The sequence below is a fragment of the Vibrio sp. LB10LO1 genome (assembly GCF_010092875.1).
Lineage (GTDB): Bacteria > Pseudomonadota > Gammaproteobacteria > Enterobacterales > Vibrionaceae > Vibrio > Vibrio campbellii.
Window position 1 is genome coordinate 15,565 of record NZ_JAADJW010000016.1, and the last position, 17,730, is coordinate 33,294.

Sequence of the window (17,730 nt, forward strand, 5' to 3'; positions counted from 1 at the left end):
CGGGAGATTCGCCATGACGGTAATGAACAACACTTTTATTGAAACAACACCAAACTTTTCTGAAGTAGAAATTGGTGCCGCTCGTAATGCGTTTTTGCGATACGAGCAAGAGCAGCAACTGCATTTACTCACCATTATGCCTATCGATGAGGCGGTTGGTATTTTGCAGCACTGTTCAGTTGGCTATGTAAATAGCTTGATTGCTCAACTTGAACAAGCTGGGCATGACAAACGTGCTCGTCACTATGCTCACCAGTTAGGTCTGCATATGTCTGAGGTTGATACACCAGACGGTTATCTTTCTACGAGCGTGCTAGGGCATGTGAAGCAGCGTATTGGCTGGATCATTGCACTTGCATTGCTTGGGATTGTGTCTGGCTTAATCATCGCTCAATATGAAGACACATTGAGCCAACTCGTTTTGCTGGCGGTTTACATGCCGGTGATCGCAGCCGCTGGTGGCAATACAGGAACTCAAGCCGCAACTTTGGTGATTCGTGCTCTTGCAACAGGAGAGCTTAAGAAGCGCCAATGGTTGGAGGTTTTGTGGAAAGAAAGCCGCGTAGCTCTGTTTATCGCGTTAGCGATTGCTATCGTGATGGTCGGCCGCATCATGTTATTCAGTGGGGGGCAATCGACAGGAGGCTTTGCGATTGAGGATATCGCGTTGGCGATTGCCGTCGCGTTGTTTATTCAGGTGACCATTTCAACCACGCTAGGCGGATTACTTCCTATTATTGCTCGAGCTTGTAAACTGGACCCAGCCGTTTTGGTGAGCCCAGTCTTAGCATCGATTGTCGATATTTCAGGGATGTGGATCTACTTTACCGTGGTGAACTACTTCTTAGGCATTGCCTGACTGAAACTCACAATGTCTTGGTAGAACAACTTCTCAAACTGCGTAATAGGGGGGACGACAGGCTTGTTATCGTCCCTCTTTTCTGGAAAGTAGTCCGATACAAACTGAACAAATAAAGTATTTGGTTTTCCGTTCTTATCTAATCCATAGCCTGCCATGTTATAGGTTCCGTACAGCGAACCGCTCTTCGCTATCAACTGACCTTTGATCGGCGCTTTGCGCATACTTTTACGGTATTGCAAAGTGCCCGACTCACCAGACTTCGGCATAATTGCGATCAGGTTAAGCTCCTTCTCATGCTGCCAAATGTAACGCAAAATGGCCGCCATAGAAGTGGCTGAAATTCGGTTATTGCGTGATAAGCCAGAGCCGTCTTCCAGTCTTGCATTACGAATATCGACACCGGTATTCGCAAAGATGATTTGTTTGATGGCTTCTGTACCGTTAGTAAAGCTTCCCGGTTGAACAAAAAACTTCGCACCAAGGGTTTTAGTCAGCGTATCTGCAATCAAGTTGTCAGAGCGTTTGAGCATTTGGTCTAAAAGTTGTGGCAACGGTTTAGACTTATGTACAGCAAGCAACTTACGCTGCTTTTCTGGTGCTTTACCAATTCTAATATTGCCTTTTAATGAGATACCAACTTGCTTGAGTAACTTTTGTACTTTTTGGCTGGTATAGCGTTCAGGATCTTGCACAGCAAATTTAAGAGGAAGCGGTTTGTCGCCTCGGTCAACCAGACAGCCAGTCAGTTCGTATTGGTTGTCTGGGTTAGCTATTAGGTCTAAATCACAGTGACGGCTCTTCTGAACGCTTCTAGAGACGGTTTGAACACTGGTTTTTACGTTTATTGGTTGATGTTCTGGGACGTAGACGCGAGTAGAACCATTTTTCTGCGTGTAGATAGAAGCTTGGACACAGTTATCATTCAACGTAATAGCAGAAGCTGGAGCACTGTAGCAAACCCCCAGAATATCCCATGGCCAACCTACAGCACGGTTATAACCAGTAAAAGCGCTGTTATCTAGCCAAAGGTCGCCTTTGATTTGATTCAAACCATTTTTCTTGGCTCGTGTCAGCATGGTTTTTAGATCTTGAGTCAGTAACGTTGGATCTCCAGAAAAAGTAAGTACCGCATCTGAGTTTGAGCTCTCTAAGGTGGTGCGAAACGCAAAGCTGTTTCCAAGTTCAAGTTTTGCCGCTAATGCAGTGACGACTTTTAGCGTGCTGGCTGGTGGGAAATACTGATCGGTTGGATGAATACCAGTTAGCTCACTTTGGTCATTGAGTTTTTCAGCAATCAAGCTGACACGAGAGCCTTCTGGCAAAACCTCTTGATGAGGATAGGCCATTGATGTGAGTGGGACGAGACTAGAAAAAAGTAATAAAGACCAACGTAAGCGCATAATGACAGTTCGTGAGGTTAGTTATGCAATTGAGTATATACCGAAAAATTGCAGAATTCTGGATATAAAAAATGCCCGCGTTGTGCGGGCATTTTATCTTCAAGTCGTAAGACTGAATTAGAAGTCGTAACGTAGACCTAGAGCTAGCTCGTCTTCTGCGTCAGCTTTAGTAGCTTTGTAGTTAGAAGCAGTAGTTGAGCCCATTGAATCGCCAGCATCAATTAGGTTGAAGTTGTACGATACGTAGCCACGGAAGTTAGGCTTGAAGTAGTAAGACGCGTCAACAGCGAAGTTGTTGGCAGACGTTTCGCCGTTAGTTTCTGCGTTGTTGTATGTAGAAGTGAACACAGTTTGACCTAGAGTGTAAGCACCTGCTAGTTCGTAACCTGTGTAATCTACAGTGTTCTTGAATGTTGCTTCTTTTTCACCGTCAGTGAATACACCAGCGAAGTATAGGTCGCTCATAGTGTAAGAAGCAGCAAGCATGTATTCGTTAGCGTCAGCTTGATCTGCGTAACCAGCACCTAGGTCAAGACCAGTGTCGCCTAGTGTGTAGATTGCAGATAGAGAGTAGCCATCTTCGCCGTTGTCTTTGTATTCGCCGTTGTCTTCTACACGGTCAGCAAAACGGTAGCTAGCTTTAACTGCTAGGTTTTCGAATTGACCTTTGTAAGAGAACATGTTGTCAGAACGGTCAGCTGCAGCTAGTTTGTCAGCAGCAGAGTTACCGTGGTAAGCCATGATATCTGTGAAGTCAGTAATAACGCCTAGTGCACCGTCGTTTTTACCGTAAGTCATTTCACCGAAAGCACCGCCAAGACCAGCGTATGCGTAACGAGTGTCTAGATTGCTGTTGCCGTCTACGCCGCCGTTTTCAGCTGTAGTGAACTCACCTTCCCAGAAACCAACACCGTATAGGTTGTCGTTGATTGCTTGAGTACCAAGGAAGTTTAGACGGATACGAGAGTTGTCCGCTACATCGCCATCTTTCATAGATAGACGTGCTTCAGCACGGCCGCCCATTTCTAGAGAAGTACCGTCTTGGTTGTAAAGCTCAGCTGCGTTAACGCCAGTTGCCATAGCTGCTGCAGATACAGAAAGAGCAATTAGAGTCTTTTTCATCTTATTTGTCCTAGTTAGCTGTCCATAATCATTGTTTTATGGGGGAGAGGTTATCTCTCACAAGTTATCGTTATGCGTATGGTTTCATTCGTGAGAATCGCCCACATTCGAAAAACCGATGACGTAACAACTTGCCGGACATGTTTTACTGCTAAAGTTTCCTTATGAGTTAGTAAAATGATATAAATCCAACTAATGAACAGTGTTCAATTGTTTGCTTTTGTTTTGTAAGTTGTTGTTAAATAGTGGTTTGTTTCGAGATGACATTGGCCTGACATTGATTTGTTTTTATCTTTTTTGATGTTTTTAGTGTAATGAACAGTGTTGTTTTTCAATAAACTGCGATGATGGTTAAATCTAAAAGCCATTGATGGCAAGGTATTACGCACACAACTGGATGGCAAAATCGAATTAGGGTGATTTCATACCCCAGTTTGTTTAAACTAATCAAAACAGAATCTTTGAACGTACTACCCAATCATCATGATTGGGTAGGCTTTTTTTGTCCAAAGACACCTTTGGCCTTGAGGTTATATAATGGAAAAAGTTCCAATGACACTACGTGGCGAACAATTGCTACGTACCGAGCTTGATCGTCTACTAAAGCTTCGCCCGCAAATTTCAGAAGCAATCGCAGAAGCGCGTGAACTAGGCGACTTGAAAGAAAACGCTGAATACCACGCAGCTCGTGAAGAGCAGGGTATCTGTGAAGCACAAATTCGTGACATTGAATACAAACTGTCTGTCGCTCAAGTAATTGACGTAACATCGATGGACAACACTGGTAAGGTGATTTTTGGCTCAACCGTAACTCTGATTGATTGTGATACGGAAGAAGAGAAAACCTACCAAATCGTGGGTGACGACGAAGCAGATATTAAAGCAGGTCGTATCTCAATCAGTTCTCCAATTGCTCGTGGCCTGATCGGTAAGATGGAAGGTGACGAAGTGGTTATTCAAACCCCTGGTGGTGCGAAAGACTTCGAAATTGACAGCGTTGAGTACATCTAATTAGGCGATGCTGTCTATTCGCTGATATAAACAGTAGATGCAAAAAAGGTCGCCCATGGCGACCTTTTCTTCTTCCGCTGCGTGAGTAGGGGTTACTTACGTGGGATTTCGATTTTACGCTCTTCAGACTGGCGGTATAGCACAAGTACTTTACCAATTGTCTGAACTTTTTCAGCGCCCGTCTCACGTACGATAGCGTCGATGATCAGCTGTTTTGTCTCACGGTCTTCTGATGCAACTTTAATTTTGATCAGTTCGTGGTGGTCAAGAGCGATTTCAATTTCTGCTAGCACGGCTTCTGTAAGTCCATTTGCGCCCATTAGCACAACAGGTTTTAAACTGTGAGCCAGGCCTTTTAGGTGCTGCTTTTGTTTGGTGCTTAGGTTCATTACGCGGCCAATTTTCTTTAAAATAAGGGTTGAAAAAAGCTATTTTAACGCCATCTATTGCTGAAGACTATAATTTATTGAGTAATAGGTTGAGCCTATTAAAACAATAGCTCCTAATTACGCCTTGTTGGGATTAAAATGAGTAAACAAAAACATTCGGCTAGTTCTGGTCGTTGGTTGAAAGAACACTTTGATGATAAATACGCAAACGAAGCTCGTAAAAAAGGCTACCGTTCTCGTGCTTACTTCAAAATTGAAGAGATCCAAACAAAAGATAAATTGTTGAAATCTGGGATGACTGTCGTCGATTTAGGCGCCGCTCCAGGTGGATGGTCTCAATATGCTGCTAAGATAATAGGTGAAGAAGGTCAAATCATTGCATGTGACTTATTGCCTATGGATCCAATCGCTGGCGTAAGCTTCCTACAAGGTGACTTTCGTGACGAGGCAGTATTAGATGCTCTGTTAGAAAGAATCCAACCTTCAATGGTGGACGTAGTAATGTCTGACATGGCGCCTAACATTGCTGGTAATAATTCTGTAGATCAGCCACGAGCTATGTATTTAGTTGAATTGGCTTTAGATATGTGTCGACAAGTTCTAGCACCTAATGGTAGCTTTGTCGTAAAGGTTTTCCAGGGTGAAGGCTTCGATCAATTTGTGAAAGAAGTCCGAGACATGTTTAAAGTCGTAAAAATCAGAAAACCAGACTCATCGCGAGCTCGCTCACGAGAAGTCTTTGTTGTAGCCACTGGTTACAAAGGTTAACTATTTCGCTCGTTTAGAGCATGGTTAACACTATAGCTACAGGTAATGAACTGTAGTACCCTACCTTTAATTACAATTAGTTATCGAGAGGCTGACACCTTGAGTGACATGGCAAAAAATTTAATTCTGTGGCTTGTTATCGCTGTCGTATTGATGTCGGTATTCCAGAGCTTTGGCCCTGGAGAAAGCAATGGCAGAACCGTGGATTACACCACGTTTGTACAGGAAGTTGGCCAAGGCCAGATTCAAGAAGCAACTTTTAAAGACGGTGAGATTAGCTTTGTTCGTCGCGGCGGCGGTGCCAAAATGGTTACTTACATGCCTGTGTATGACCAAAAGCTTCTAGATGACCTAATTAATCAAAACGTGAAAGTGCAAGGTACGCCTCCTGAAGAGCAGAGCCTGCTAGGCACTATTTTCATTTCTTGGTTCCCAATGATCTTACTGATTGGTGTATGGATTTTCTTCATGCGTCAAATGCAAGGCGGCGGCGGTAAAGGCGCTATGTCTTTCGGTAAGAGCAAAGCTCGTATGATGAGCGAAGAGCAGATCAAGACTACTTTTGCTGACGTTGCAGGTTGTGATGAAGCAAAAGAAGACGTAAAAGAATTGGTGGACTACCTGCGTGATCCAAGCCGCTTCCAAAAACTGGGCGGTAAGATTCCAACTGGTGTTCTAATGGTTGGTCCTCCTGGTACTGGTAAAACGCTTTTAGCGAAGGCCATTGCCGGTGAAGCAAAAGTACCGTTCTTTACTATCTCTGGTTCTGACTTCGTAGAAATGTTCGTAGGTGTTGGTGCATCTCGTGTACGTGACATGTTTGAACAAGCGAAGAAAGCGGCACCTTGTATCATCTTCATCGATGAGATCGATGCGGTTGGTCGTCAACGTGGTGCAGGTGTTGGTGGTGGTCACGATGAACGTGAACAGACACTAAACCAAATGCTTGTAGAGATGGATGGTTTTGAAGGTAACGAAGGTATCATCGTTATCGCCGCGACTAACCGTCCTGACGTACTTGACCCTGCGCTTTTGCGTCCTGGCCGTTTTGACCGCCAAGTCGTTGTTGGTCTTCCTGACGTACGTGGTCGTGAGCAAATTCTTAAAGTACACATGCGTAAAGTGCCTCTAGCGGGTGACGTAGAGCCATCTCTAATTGCACGTGGTACTCCAGGTTTCTCTGGTGCAGACCTAGCAAACTTAGTTAACGAAGCGGCACTATTCGCTGCACGCGGCAACAAGCGCAACGTTTCTATGGTTGAGTTTGAACTGGCGAAAGACAAAATCATGATGGGTGCAGAGCGCCGTTCAATGGTGATGTCTGAAGAAGTGAAAGAATCAACAGCATACCACGAAGCGGGTCACGCAATTGTTGGTCGCTTAGTTCCGGAACACGATCCAGTGTACAAAGTGTCTATCATTCCACGTGGTCGTGCATTGGGTGTGACTATGTACCTACCTGAGCAAGACCGTGTGAGTATGTCTCGCCAACACCTAGAATCAATGGTTTCTAGCTTGTACGGTGGTCGTCTAGCGGAAGAGCTGATCTACGGTGCTGACAAAGTATCGACAGGTGCATCGAACGATATAGAACGTGCAACAGACATCGCTCGTAAGATGGTTACGCAGTGGGGCTTCTCTGAGAAACTTGGTCCGCTACTGTATGCGGAAGAAGAAGGTGAAGTGTTCCTTGGCCGTAGTGTGACTCAGACTAAACACATGTCTGATGACACAGCGAAGCTGATCGACGACGAAGTTCGTAAGATCATCGACCGCAACTATGACCGTGCGAAGAAAATCTTGGAAGATAACATGGACATCATGCATGCGATGAAAGATGCGCTAATGAAGTATGAGACCATTGATGCTGGCCAGATTGATGACCTAATGGAGCGTAAAGCTGAGATCCGTGAACCTGCTGGTTGGGGCGACAAGCCAAACAAACCAGAAGATAACGATAAGCCTCAAGCGAAGCCTGAAGTAAAAGCAGAAGAGAAGCCGGTTGAGCCTACAAAACCTGTAGAGCAATCAACGTCTCAAGAAGCGACTTCAAGCGAAGCGCCAGAAAAGAAAGACTCTGAATAAAGAGTAGCCTTTGATAACAAACCCCGAGTTAAGCTCGGGGTTTTTGTATCTGTTGTGATTATTAACGCTATGATTATTAAAGCAAACAACAAATCTCTCGATCTTTCTCGCCCTCATGTTATGGCAATCCTCAATGTCACGCCTGACTCATTTTCTGATGGTGGTAAATTTAACTCACTTGAATTAGCGCTTGCTCAAGTTGAAAAAATGATCGCCGCTGGTGTGAGCATCATCGATATCGGTGGTGAATCAACACGACCAGGTGCCCCTGATGTTGAATTAGAAGAAGAACTGCAACGTGTGATTCCTGTTATCCAAGCGATACGTGATAAGCACGATGTTTGGATTTCTGTTGATACCAGTAAAGCTGAAGTGATGCGCCAAGCGGTTGCTGCTGGTGCAGACCTCATTAACGATGTTCGTGCGCTTCAAGAGCCGGGAGCATTAGAGGTAGCAGCAGAAGCTAACTTGCCAATTTGCCTGATGCACATGAAAGGCCAGCCACGTACGATGCAAGCCAATCCTCAATACGATGATCTGATGGAGGATGTCTCTGCATTCCTTCAAGAACGAATTGCTGCTTGTGAGGCTGTGGGTATCGATAAGTCTCAACTTATCCTTGACCCAGGTTTTGGTTTTGGCAAAACCATAGAACACAATTATCATATGCTCGCTCATCTTGAGAAATTCCATGAATTTGGCTTACCAATCCTTGCCGGTATGTCGCGTAAATCTATGATTTTCAATCTGTTAGATAAGCCAGCGGCTGACTGCACCAATGCGAGTGTCGTCTGTGCGACTATCGCGGCGATGAAAGGCGCGCAAATTATTCGAGTTCATGACTTTGAAGAAACCATTGAAGCAATGAAAGTGGTTGAGATGACGAACAAAAATATCTAAAAGAATTAAGGAAAGTTTTATGTCTGATAAAAGACGTTATTTCGGTACTGATGGCGTACGCGGTAAAGTTGGACAATACCCAATTACTCCAGATTTTGTACTGAAGCTTGGCTGGGCAGCTGGTCGTGTACTAGCGAAACAAGGCACAAAAAAAGTTATCATCGGTAAAGATACGCGTATCTCTGGTTACATGCTTGAATCTGCTCTTGAAGCCGGTCTTGCCGCTGCTGGCCTGAAAGCAACCTTTACTGGTCCAATGCCAACCCCAGCGGTTGCTTACCTAACGCAAACCTTCCGAGCGGAAGCGGGCATCGTTATTTCAGCTTCTCACAACCCATACTATGATAACGGCATCAAGTTCTTCTCATCTGAGGGTACTAAGCTTCCGGATGATATCGAGCTTGCTATTGAAGCTGAGCTAGATAAAGACATTGAATGTGTGGAGTCAGCTGAGCTTGGTAAAGCAACACGTCTGAACGACGCTGCTGGTCGTTACATCGAGTTTTGTAAGAGCACCTTCCCATCAGATCTTAGCCTAGCGAACGTGAAGATTGTGGTTGATTGTGCCCATGGTGCTACTTACCACATCGCTCCTAACGTATTTAAAGAGCTAGGTGCTGACGTTGTTGCTATGGGCGTTGAGCCAAACGGTACTAACATCAATGCTGAAGTCGGTGCGACAGACGTCCGCGCATTACAAAAACGTGTTGTAGAAGAGCAAGCTCACCTAGGCCTTGCGTTCGATGGTGACGGTGACCGTATCATCATGGTTGACCATTTGGGCAACAAGATCGATGGTGACCAAATTGCTTACATCATCGCTCGTGATGCACTGCGTCGCGGCGAATTAAAAGGCGGTGTCGTTGGTACGCTAATGACTAACCTAGGTATGGAAAATGGCCTGAAGCAATTGGGTATTCCGTTCGTACGTGCTGCGGTTGGCGACCGTTACGTGATGGAGCAACTACTTGCTAAAGGTTGGAAGATCGGTGCTGAAAACTCAGGTCACGTTATCTTGCTAGATAAAGTGACTACTGGTGACGCTATCGTAGCTGCGTTGCAAGTGCTTGCTTCTGTTGTCGGTAGCGAAATGACATTGCACGACCTGTCTCAAGGTATGACGCTTTACCCACAAGTGTTAGAGAACGTACGCTTTGCTGGTGAAAGCAACCCACTTGAAGCGCAAGCAGTGCTAGACTCAGTTGCAGAAGTAGAAGTAGAGTTGGGTGACAAAGGCCGAGTATTACTACGTAAATCAGGCACTGAACCACTTATTCGTGTAATGGTGGAAGGTGAAGATGCGGAACTTGTTCAAAGCTCTGCGCTTAAGATTGCAGAAGCTGTAAAAGCAAGTTGTTAATCATTGCTTTAACCCATTTTGCGAGAGGAAAGGGCAACTTTTGCCCTTTTTTTGAGCGCTTAATGCGTTGGTGGTGACTTTTTACTAATTTTCCCTTGTCAGCGTTACTGGCTTTCGCTAGTATTGCTCCGCCTCCCGTTAGGAGGTCGCTAGCCTTGTTCATAAATAAACACGATTGTTTTTGAACGGCGCTGGCTCAACAATTTGGAACATAGGTGGAAAAAAATGTTTTCAGTTCTACTTGTGATTTACCTGTTGGCGGCGCTTGGTGTGATTGGCCTTGTGTTGATTCAACAAGGTAAAGGCGCAGATATGGGAGCCTCGTTCGGTGCAGGTGCTTCAAACACAGTGTTTGGTGCAAGCGGCTCAGGTAATTTCTTAACCCGAACAACTGCTATTTTAGCAACCGTATTTTTTATCGTTAGCTTGCTACTTGGTCGTATGTCTACGCACAAGACTGAGTCACAATGGGTAGATCCAACACTAGGTCAACCAGTTGTAGAACAAGTTAAAGATGCAGCAAGTGAAGTTCCAGCACCAACAGGTGATGAAATTCCACAATAAGCTGTAAAGGTTTATGTAGCCGAGATGGTGAAATTGGTAGACACGCTAGCATGAGGTGCTAGTGCCTTAGGTGTGAGGGTTCGAGTCCCTCTCTCGGCACCATGAATTTACAAACTTGTAAATCACTTGGTTGAGCGTATAATGCTCAGCAAGTCGGACGCGGGGTGGAGCAGCTTGGTAGCTCGTCGGGCTCATAACCCGAAGGTCGTCGGTTCAAATCCGGCCCCCGCAACCAATCTCTTCTTTCATTTGGAAAGAATGATTCGATTGGCAAGTTTGCACAGTGCTAACCACACTGTGAGTTAAGAAAAGCAGTTTTTGGCTATTCTTAACGTATCAGGGTCCAGCAGCATAAAACCCCGACTTTCGGGGTTTTTTGTTATCTGAGTTTTTGTAATTTAACTCGGATCACTGCTTGGTTTTTTGATTGGGCTCTGAGCCCTTTTTTTGTTTCTGGAGTGGTTCAAATGACTGGTTTAGAAAGACAACTTACTGAAATGCTTGAAGCTCCTGTAGAAGCAACAGGCTACGAGTTGGTTGGATTAGAATTTATTCGTGCGGGTGCGCACTCAACGTTGCGTATCTACATCGACCATGAAAATGGTATCAACGTAGATGCCTGTGCAGAAGTTAGCCATCAGGTAAGTGCAGTATTAGACGTTGAAGATCCAATTTCTGTTGCTTACAGCCTAGAAGTTTCTTCTCCAGGCTTAGAAAGACCACTTTTCAAAGCAGCACATTACGAGCAATTTATTGGTCACGAGGTCAGCATCGTATTGAAAATGGCTGTTGCAAACCGTCGTAAATGGAAAGGTATTATCCACAGCGTTGATGGTGAGACAATTGCAGTTACTTGTGAAGGGCAACAAGAAGAGTTTGCTCTAAGTAACATTTCAAAAGCTAACCTGATCCCTAAATTTTAGTTCCCTAAAAAATTTGAAGCTTAGAGGCTAAATACAATGAGTAAAGAAATTTTAGCGGTAGCAGAAGCGGTATCGAACGAAAAAGCGGTACCTCGTGAGCGTATCTTTGAGGCTCTTGAGATTGCTCTAGCAACTTCTACAAAGAAAAAGTACGAAATCGAAATCGATGTACGCGTAGCTATCGACCGTAAAACGGGTGAGTTTGAAACATTCCGCCGTTGGTTGGTTGTAGAAGATGTTGAAAACCCAACAAAAGAAATCTCTCTAGAAGCTGCACAATACGAAGATGCAGACATTCAACTAGGTGATTTCGTAGAAGACGATATCCCATCGGTTACATTCGACCGTATTACGACGCAAACTGCTAAGCAAGTTATCGTACAAAAAGTCCGTGAAGCTGAGCGTGCGCAAATCGTAGAACAGTTCATCGACAACGAAGGTGATTTGATCACTGGTGTTGTTAAGAAAGTAAACCGCGAGACGGTTGTACTTGATCTTGGTAACAACGCAGAAGCGGTAATCCTACGTGATGACCAACTTCCTCGTGAAAACTTCCGTCCAGGTGACCGTGTTCGTGGTCTTCTGTACAAAGTTGCTCCTGAAGCGCGTGGTTTCCAACTGTTCATCACTCGTTCTAAGCCAGAAATGCTGGCTGAACTGTTCCGTGTAGAAGTGCCAGAGATCGCTGAAGAAATCATCGAACTTAAAGGCGCTGCACGTGATCCAGGTTCTCGCGCTAAGATCGCTGTTAAAACAAACGACAAGCGTATCGACCCTGTAGGTGCGTGTGTTGGTATGCGTGGTGCACGTGTACAAGCAGTATCTGGTGAGCTTGGTGGTGAGCGTATCGATATCGTTCTTTGGGACGATAACCCAGCTCAATTCGTTATCAACGCAATGGCACCAGCTGATGTTGCTTCTATCATCGTTGATGAAGATGCACACTCAATGGACATCGCTGTTGAAGCTGACAACCTAGCGCAAGCTATCGGTCGTAACGGTCAAAACGTACGTCTAGCATCTCAACTAACGGGTTGGGAACTGAACGTAATGACTGTGGCAGATCTTCAGAAGAAACACGCTGAAGAGTCTCAAGCGTCTATCGAAAACTTCATGAAGTACCTAGACATTGAAGAAGACTTCGCTCAACTGCTTGTTGAGGAAGGTTTCTCAACGCTAGAAGAAATCGCATACGTTCCAGTTAATGAACTGCTAGACGTAGACGGCCTAAACGAAGAGCTTGTAGAAGAACTTCGTAGCCGTGCGAAAGACGCACTAACGACAATTGCCCTAGCGCAAGAAGAGTCTTTTGAAGGTCTAGAACCTGCTGAAGACCTACTAGGCCTTGAAGGTCTAGAGCGTGAGATGGCATTCAAGTTGGCAGCAAAAGGTGTAGCAACACTAGAAGATCTAGCCGACCAAGGTATCGACGATTTAGAAGGTATTGAAGGCCTGACAGAAGAACGCGCAGGTGAGCTTATCATGGCTGCACGTAACATCTGTTGGTTCGGCGAAGAAGCATAATATCAGCAAGGAGGAAGCGGCATGACACAATTAACAGTTAAAGCTCTGAGTGAAGAGATTGGTACTCCAGTCGACCGCTTAATGGAACAACTTGCTGACGCTGGCATGAACAAAGCGAGTTCTGACCATGTATCGGATGAAGAGAAGCAAAAGCTTCTCTCTCACCTGAAGAAAGAGCACGGCGATAAGTCGGGCGAATCTGAACCTACTAGACTGACGCTTCAACGTAAGACTCGTAGCACGCTAAGTGTTGCAGCAGGTGGCGGCAAAAGTAAGGATGTTCAAGTAGAAGTGCGTAAGAAGCGCACATATGTGAAGCGCAGCACTATCGAAGACGACGCAAAACGTGAGGCTGAGGAAGCAGCAAAACGTGAAGCTGAAGAGCTTGCGAAGCGTGAGGCTGAAGAACAAGCCAAACGTGAAGCTGCAGAGAAAGCACAGCGCGAAGCCGATGAGAAAGCGAAACGTGAAGCGGATGCAAAACGTGAAGCTGAAGAAAAGGCAAAACGCGCACAAGCTGATAAGGCTAAGAAAGAAATGAATGCAAAAAACGCGGATGCTAATACGCAAGCGAAGAAAGAAGCTGACGAGCTAAAGCGTCGTCAGGAAGAAGAAGCCCAACGTAAAGCTGAGCAAGAAGCGGCTAAGCTAGTTGAAGAAGCTCGTAAACTTGCAGAAGAGAACGAAGCTCGTTGGTCTGAAGAAGAGACTAAAAAGAAAGAGCTTGAAAACTCTGACTACCACGTAACTACTTCTCGTTACGCTCGTGAAGCTGAAGATGCAGCTGACCGTAAAGAAGAAGGTGGTGCTCGTCGTAAGAAGAAGAAACCAGCAAAAGAAGAGCAATCACGCGGTGGTCGTAACCAACGTGGTGGCAAAGGCCGTAACAAAGGCAAACTTGCTAAGCCAACTTCAATGCAACACGGTTTCGATAAGTCTGCGACTGTAGCAAAACAAGACGTAGTAATCGGTGAGACAATCGTTCTTTCTGAACTTGCTAACAAGATGTCGGTTAAAGCGACAGAAGTTATCAAAGTAATGATGAAGATGGGCGCTATGGCGACTATCAACCAAGTGATCGACCAAGAAACAGCACAACTTGTTGCTGAAGAAATGGGTCACAAGGTAGTTCTTCGTAAAGAGAACGAACTGGAAGAAGCAGTACTATCTGATCGTGATACAAACGCAGAAGCAGTACCACGCGCTCCAGTAGTAACAATCATGGGTCACGTTGACCACGGTAAAACGTCAACACTTGATTACATCCGTCGTACTCACGTTGCTTCAGGCGAAGCGGGTGGTATCACACAGCACATCGGTGCTTACCACGTTGAAACTGACAACGGCATGATCACGTTCCTTGATACTCCTGGACACGCGGCGTTTACTGCTATGCGTGCTCGTGGTGCTCAAGCGACAGATATCGTTGTTCTTGTAGTTGCAGCAGACGATGGCGTAATGCCACAAACAGTTGAAGCGATCCAGCACGCGAAAGCGGCAGGCGTTCCTCTGATTGTTGCTGTGAACAAGATCGATAAAGAAGACGCGAACCCAGACAACGTTAAGAATGAGCTAGCTCAATACGACGTAATCCCTGAGGAATGGGGCGGTGAGAACATGTTCGTTCACATCTCTGCTAAACAGGGTACAAACATCGACGGTCTTCTAGAAGCAATCCTTCTTCAATCTGAAGTTCTAGAGCTTACAGCTGTAGCAGAAGGCATGGCATCTGGTGTTGTTGTTGAATCTCGTCTAGATAAAGGTCGCGGTCCAGTTGCAACAGTACTTGTTCAATCAGGTACGCTAAACAAAGGCGATATCGTTCTTTGTGGTCAAGAATACGGCCGTGTTCGTGCAATGCGTGACGAACTAGGTAAAGAAATCACAGAAGCTGGTCCATCTATCCCTGTAGAGATCCTAGGTCTTTCAGGTGTACCATCTTCAGGTGATGAAGCAACAGTCGTACGTGACGAGCGTAAAGCGCGTGAAGTAGCGAACTACCGTGCTGGTAAGTTCCGTGAAGTGAAACTTGCTCGTCAGCAGAAATCTAAACTAGAAAACATGTTCTCTAACATGACTGCTGGTGAAGTTGCTGAACTAAACGTAGTACTGAAAGCTGACGTACAAGGCTCTGTAGAAGCAATCGCAGACTCTCTACTGAAACTGTCTACTGACGAAGTTAAAGTGAACATCGTTGGTTCTGGTGTTGGTGGTATTACTGAGACTGACGCAGTTCTTGCAGAAGCTTCAAACGCAATCATCCTTGGCTTTAACGTACGTGCGGATGCATCTGCTCGTCGTGCGATTGAAGCAGCAAGCGTTGACCTACGTTACTACTCAATCATTTACCAATTGATTGACGAAGTTAAACAAGCAATGGGCGGTATGCTTGCTCCAGAATTCAAGCAAGAGATCATTGGTCTTGCTGAAGTACGTGACGTATTTAAGTCACCGAAACTGGGCGCAATCGCTGGTTGTATGGTTACTGAAGGTCTAATTAAGCGTAACAACCCAATCCGCGTTCTACGCGACAACGTTGTTATCTACGAAGGTGAGCTAGAATCACTTCGTCGCTTTAAAGATGACGTTCAAGAAGTTAAGAATGGCTACGAGTGTGGTATCGGCGTTAAGAACTACAACGACGTTCGCGTTGGCGACCAGATCGAAGTATTCGAAATCGTTGAAATCAAACGTACTCTAGACTAATTGACTAAAATTACTAACCGTCTGAAAGACAAACAGTAATTGGTTGTTGAATACACCATGGGGGGCTGGCTTGACCATCCCCCCATTCTTTCTATTTAAGAGAATGAATATGTCAAAAGAATTTAGCCGCACGCAGCGCGTATCACAGCAGCTGCAAAAAGAACTTGCGATGATCCTTCAACGTGAAGTTCGTGACTCTCGCCTAGGCATGGTTACGATTTCAGACGTAGAAGTGTCACGCGACCTTGCTTACGCAAAAGTATTCGTTACTTTCTTATGTGTGGGTGAGCAAACACCAGAATCATGCCTAGCAGCACTACGTGAGCACGAAGTGCACATCCGTATGATGCTTGGTAAGCGTATTCGCCTACGTCTAACGCCTGAAATCCGTTTCTACTACGACAACACACTAGTAGAAGGTATGCGCATGTCGAACCTAGTTTCTGAAGTTGTTAACGAAGATAAACGTAAACAGCAAGATTCAGGTCGCGAAGAAGATCAGGCAGGGGAAAAGTAATGGCTCGTCGTCGTAAAGGTCGTCCAATTAATGGCGTTATCTTGTTGGACAAACCAACAGGTATTTCTTCCAATGATGCACTGCAAAAAGTAAAGCGTATCTACTTTGCTGAGAAAGCGGGTCATACGGGTGCATTGGACCCACTAGCGACGGGCATGTTGCCAATCTGCTTAGGTGAAGCAACCAAGTTCTCTCAGTTCTTGTTAGATTCAGACAAGCGCTACCGCGTAATCGCAAAGTTAGGTGAGCGTACTGATACGTCTGACTCTGATGGCGAAGTGGTAGAGACGCGTCCTATTGATGTGAACCTAGAGAAGTTAGAAGCGTGTATTGATACGTTCCGTGGTGAATCAGACCAAGTTCCTTCAATGTTCTCAGCATTGAAGTACCAAGGTAAGCCATTGTACGAGTACGCTCGTAAAGGCATCGAAGTGCCACGTGAATCTCGCAAGATCACGGTATACGAAATCGTACTTCACCGTTTTGAAGGTGATGAAGTTGAGATGGAAGTACACTGCTCAAAAGGCACTTACATCCGTACTATCGTTGATGACCTAGGTGAAATGCTTGGCTGTGGCGCACACGTGACTATGCTTCGTCGTACTGGTGTTGCTAAGTACCCATACGAAAAAATGGTGACGCTAGAACAACTTAATGAGTTGCTTGAACAAGCACATCGCGATGAAGTAGCACCGAAAGAGTTGCTTGATCCACTGCTGTTGCCAATGGACACTGCCGTTGAAGATTTGCCTGAGGTAAACCTAAATGCTGAGCTAACTAACTTAGTACAGCATGGTATGCCAGTGCAGGTACTGGGTGCGCCAGAGGGTACCCCAATTCGCATGACTTCTGGTGAAGATAAGCTGTTTATTGGCGTTGCTGAAGTGAACGACGATGGAAAAGTGGCACCAAAACGTTTGGTGGTTTTCCGCGACGAAGAGTAACTTCACTAAGCTCCAGAAAATACCGGCGATAATGCCGGTATTTTTATATTGCGCGGGTGAGGAAACTTCCCTATAATTCGCGCTTCGCGTAGCGGCTGAATCAGAGATTGGCTGCTACAACTTTAAACCTACTCTTATTAGGAGAGAATTATGTCTCTGAATGCAGAAACTAAAGCAGCAATCGTTGCAGAATACGCACAAGGCGAAGGCGACACTGGTTCACCAGAAGTTCAAGTAGCTCTACTTACAGCTTCTATCAACCACCTACAAGGTCACTTCAAAGCACACAAAGGCGATCACCACAGCCGTCGTGGTCTTCTACGTATGGTTTCTCGTCGTCGTAAGCTTCTAGATTACCTAAAAGGTAAAAATCTAGCTCGCTACCAAGACCTAATCAAGCGTCTAGGCCTACGTCGCTAATCAGCGACTGCATAGCAGTTTGTCTAAAAGGGGCTTTATGCCCCTTTTTTGTTGCCTGTTACTTATTTTGACTGCTATAGCTTAGCCAAATCAGACTTATGCCGTTATACTACACGCGGCTAAATCTCGTTTAGAGATTTTCACTAGGCTCATTGCATTACAGTCAACCACGTCGACCAAAAGGTCGCGACTATTAAAAGTGAACTGAACGCCACATTAGTTTGTTTTTACTAGT

General features: G+C 45.3%; 16 protein-coding genes and 2 tRNA genes. 15 read left to right on the top strand and 3 right to left on the bottom strand.

From position 1 onward, the window contains the following. Nucleotides 1-13: 13 nt before the first annotated feature. Complete coding sequence (locus tag GXP65_RS13300; RefSeq protein WP_005425264.1) at nucleotides 14-859, top strand: magnesium transporter; 846 nt, start codon at nucleotides 14-16, stop codon at nucleotides 857-859. Here GXP65_RS13300 and dacB read toward each other — a convergent pair. Both dacB and GXP65_RS13310 read right to left on the bottom strand, forming a co-directional pair. Then, nucleotides 838-2,262: a serine-type D-Ala-D-Ala carboxypeptidase gene (dacB, locus tag GXP65_RS13305; RefSeq protein ID WP_081233487.1), complete on the bottom strand. Its 1,425-nt coding sequence runs from the start codon at nucleotides 2,260-2,262 to the stop codon at nucleotides 838-840. The two genes, GXP65_RS13300 and dacB, sit on opposite strands and share 22 nt — an antisense overlap. Nucleotides 2,263-2,379: 117 nt before the next feature. Next, the gene (locus tag GXP65_RS13310; protein WP_005439448.1) at nucleotides 2,380-3,384 is read right to left on the bottom strand and encodes a porin; all 1,005 of its coding nucleotides are present in this window, start codon (nucleotides 3,382-3,384) and stop codon (nucleotides 2,380-2,382) included. Nucleotides 3,385-3,921: 537 nt separating this feature from the next. Here GXP65_RS13310 and greA point away from each other — a divergent pair. Continuing rightward, on the top strand, nucleotides 3,922-4,395 hold the full coding sequence (greA, locus tag GXP65_RS13315; RefSeq protein WP_005530343.1) for a transcription elongation factor GreA: 474 nt from the start codon (nucleotides 3,922-3,924) through the stop codon (nucleotides 4,393-4,395). Nucleotides 4,396-4,487: 92 nt separating this feature from the next. Here the strand turns inward: greA and yhbY are convergent, their stop codons facing one another. Beyond that, nucleotides 4,488-4,784 carry a ribosome assembly RNA-binding protein YhbY gene (yhbY, locus tag GXP65_RS13320; RefSeq protein WP_005425257.1) on the bottom strand — a complete coding sequence of 99 codons (297 nt, stop codon included), beginning with the start codon at nucleotides 4,782-4,784 and terminating at the stop codon, nucleotides 4,488-4,490. Nucleotides 4,785-4,922: 138 nt separating this feature from the next. On the opposite strand from yhbY, the gene rlmE reads away from it, so the two are divergent. The 13 genes from rlmE to rpsO all read left to right on the top strand — a co-directional run bounded on the left by rlmE (nucleotide 4,923) and on the right by rpsO (nucleotide 17,495). Further along, nucleotides 4,923-5,552: a 23S rRNA (uridine(2552)-2'-O)-methyltransferase RlmE gene (gene rlmE / locus GXP65_RS13325; protein WP_005439450.1), complete on the top strand. Its 630-nt coding sequence runs from the start codon at nucleotides 4,923-4,925 to the stop codon at nucleotides 5,550-5,552. A gap of 108 nt (nucleotides 5,553-5,660) precedes the next feature. Beyond that, nucleotides 5,661-7,637, top strand: a complete 1,977-nt coding sequence (gene ftsH, locus GXP65_RS13330) for an ATP-dependent zinc metalloprotease FtsH (protein WP_012128827.1) — start codon at nucleotides 5,661-5,663, stop codon at nucleotides 7,635-7,637. Nucleotides 7,638-7,706: 69 nt separating this feature from the next. Further along, nucleotides 7,707-8,537, top strand: coding sequence for a dihydropteroate synthase (gene folP, locus GXP65_RS13335; protein WP_162093024.1), 831 nt, complete (start codon nucleotides 7,707-7,709; stop codon nucleotides 8,535-8,537). Between the two features lie 19 nt (nucleotides 8,538-8,556). Next, the gene (glmM, locus tag GXP65_RS13340; protein ID WP_162093025.1) at nucleotides 8,557-9,897 is read left to right on the top strand and encodes a phosphoglucosamine mutase; all 1,341 of its coding nucleotides are present in this window, start codon (nucleotides 8,557-8,559) and stop codon (nucleotides 9,895-9,897) included. 225 nt (nucleotides 9,898-10,122) lie between these two features. Beyond that, nucleotides 10,123-10,461 carry a preprotein translocase subunit SecG gene (secG, locus tag GXP65_RS13345; protein WP_005530332.1) on the top strand — a complete coding sequence of 113 codons (339 nt, stop codon included), beginning with the start codon at nucleotides 10,123-10,125 and terminating at the stop codon, nucleotides 10,459-10,461. A gap of 18 nt (nucleotides 10,462-10,479) precedes the next feature. Beyond that, nucleotides 10,480-10,563, top strand: a tRNA-Leu gene (locus GXP65_RS13350). Between the two features lie 56 nt (nucleotides 10,564-10,619). Continuing rightward, nucleotides 10,620-10,696, top strand: a tRNA-Met gene (locus tag GXP65_RS13355). Between the two features lie 232 nt (nucleotides 10,697-10,928). After that, the gene (gene rimP, locus GXP65_RS13360) at nucleotides 10,929-11,384 is read left to right on the top strand and encodes a ribosome maturation factor RimP (RefSeq protein WP_005530330.1); all 456 of its coding nucleotides are present in this window, start codon (nucleotides 10,929-10,931) and stop codon (nucleotides 11,382-11,384) included. A 36-nt stretch (nucleotides 11,385-11,420) separates the two neighbouring features. Continuing rightward, the gene (nusA, locus tag GXP65_RS13365; protein ID WP_005530328.1) at nucleotides 11,421-12,908 is read left to right on the top strand and encodes a transcription termination factor NusA; all 1,488 of its coding nucleotides are present in this window, start codon (nucleotides 11,421-11,423) and stop codon (nucleotides 12,906-12,908) included. A 21-nt stretch (nucleotides 12,909-12,929) separates the two neighbouring features. Then, complete coding sequence (infB, locus tag GXP65_RS13370) at nucleotides 12,930-15,614, top strand: translation initiation factor IF-2 (RefSeq protein ID WP_005530326.1); 2,685 nt, start codon at nucleotides 12,930-12,932, stop codon at nucleotides 15,612-15,614. A gap of 109 nt (nucleotides 15,615-15,723) precedes the next feature. Next, nucleotides 15,724-16,131, top strand: a complete 408-nt coding sequence (gene rbfA / locus GXP65_RS13375) for a 30S ribosome-binding factor RbfA (RefSeq protein WP_162093026.1) — start codon at nucleotides 15,724-15,726, stop codon at nucleotides 16,129-16,131. Then, complete coding sequence (gene truB / locus GXP65_RS13380) at nucleotides 16,131-17,075, top strand: tRNA pseudouridine(55) synthase TruB (protein ID WP_005431933.1); 945 nt, start codon at nucleotides 16,131-16,133, stop codon at nucleotides 17,073-17,075. Before rbfA ends, truB begins: the two co-directional genes overlap by 1 nt. A 150-nt stretch (nucleotides 17,076-17,225) precedes the next feature. Further along, nucleotides 17,226-17,495 (top strand): 30S ribosomal protein S15, encoded by a 270-nt coding sequence (gene rpsO / locus GXP65_RS13385; protein WP_005380094.1) that lies wholly within the window; start codon nucleotides 17,226-17,228, stop codon nucleotides 17,493-17,495. The last annotated feature ends 235 nt before the right edge of the window (nucleotides 17,496-17,730 follow it).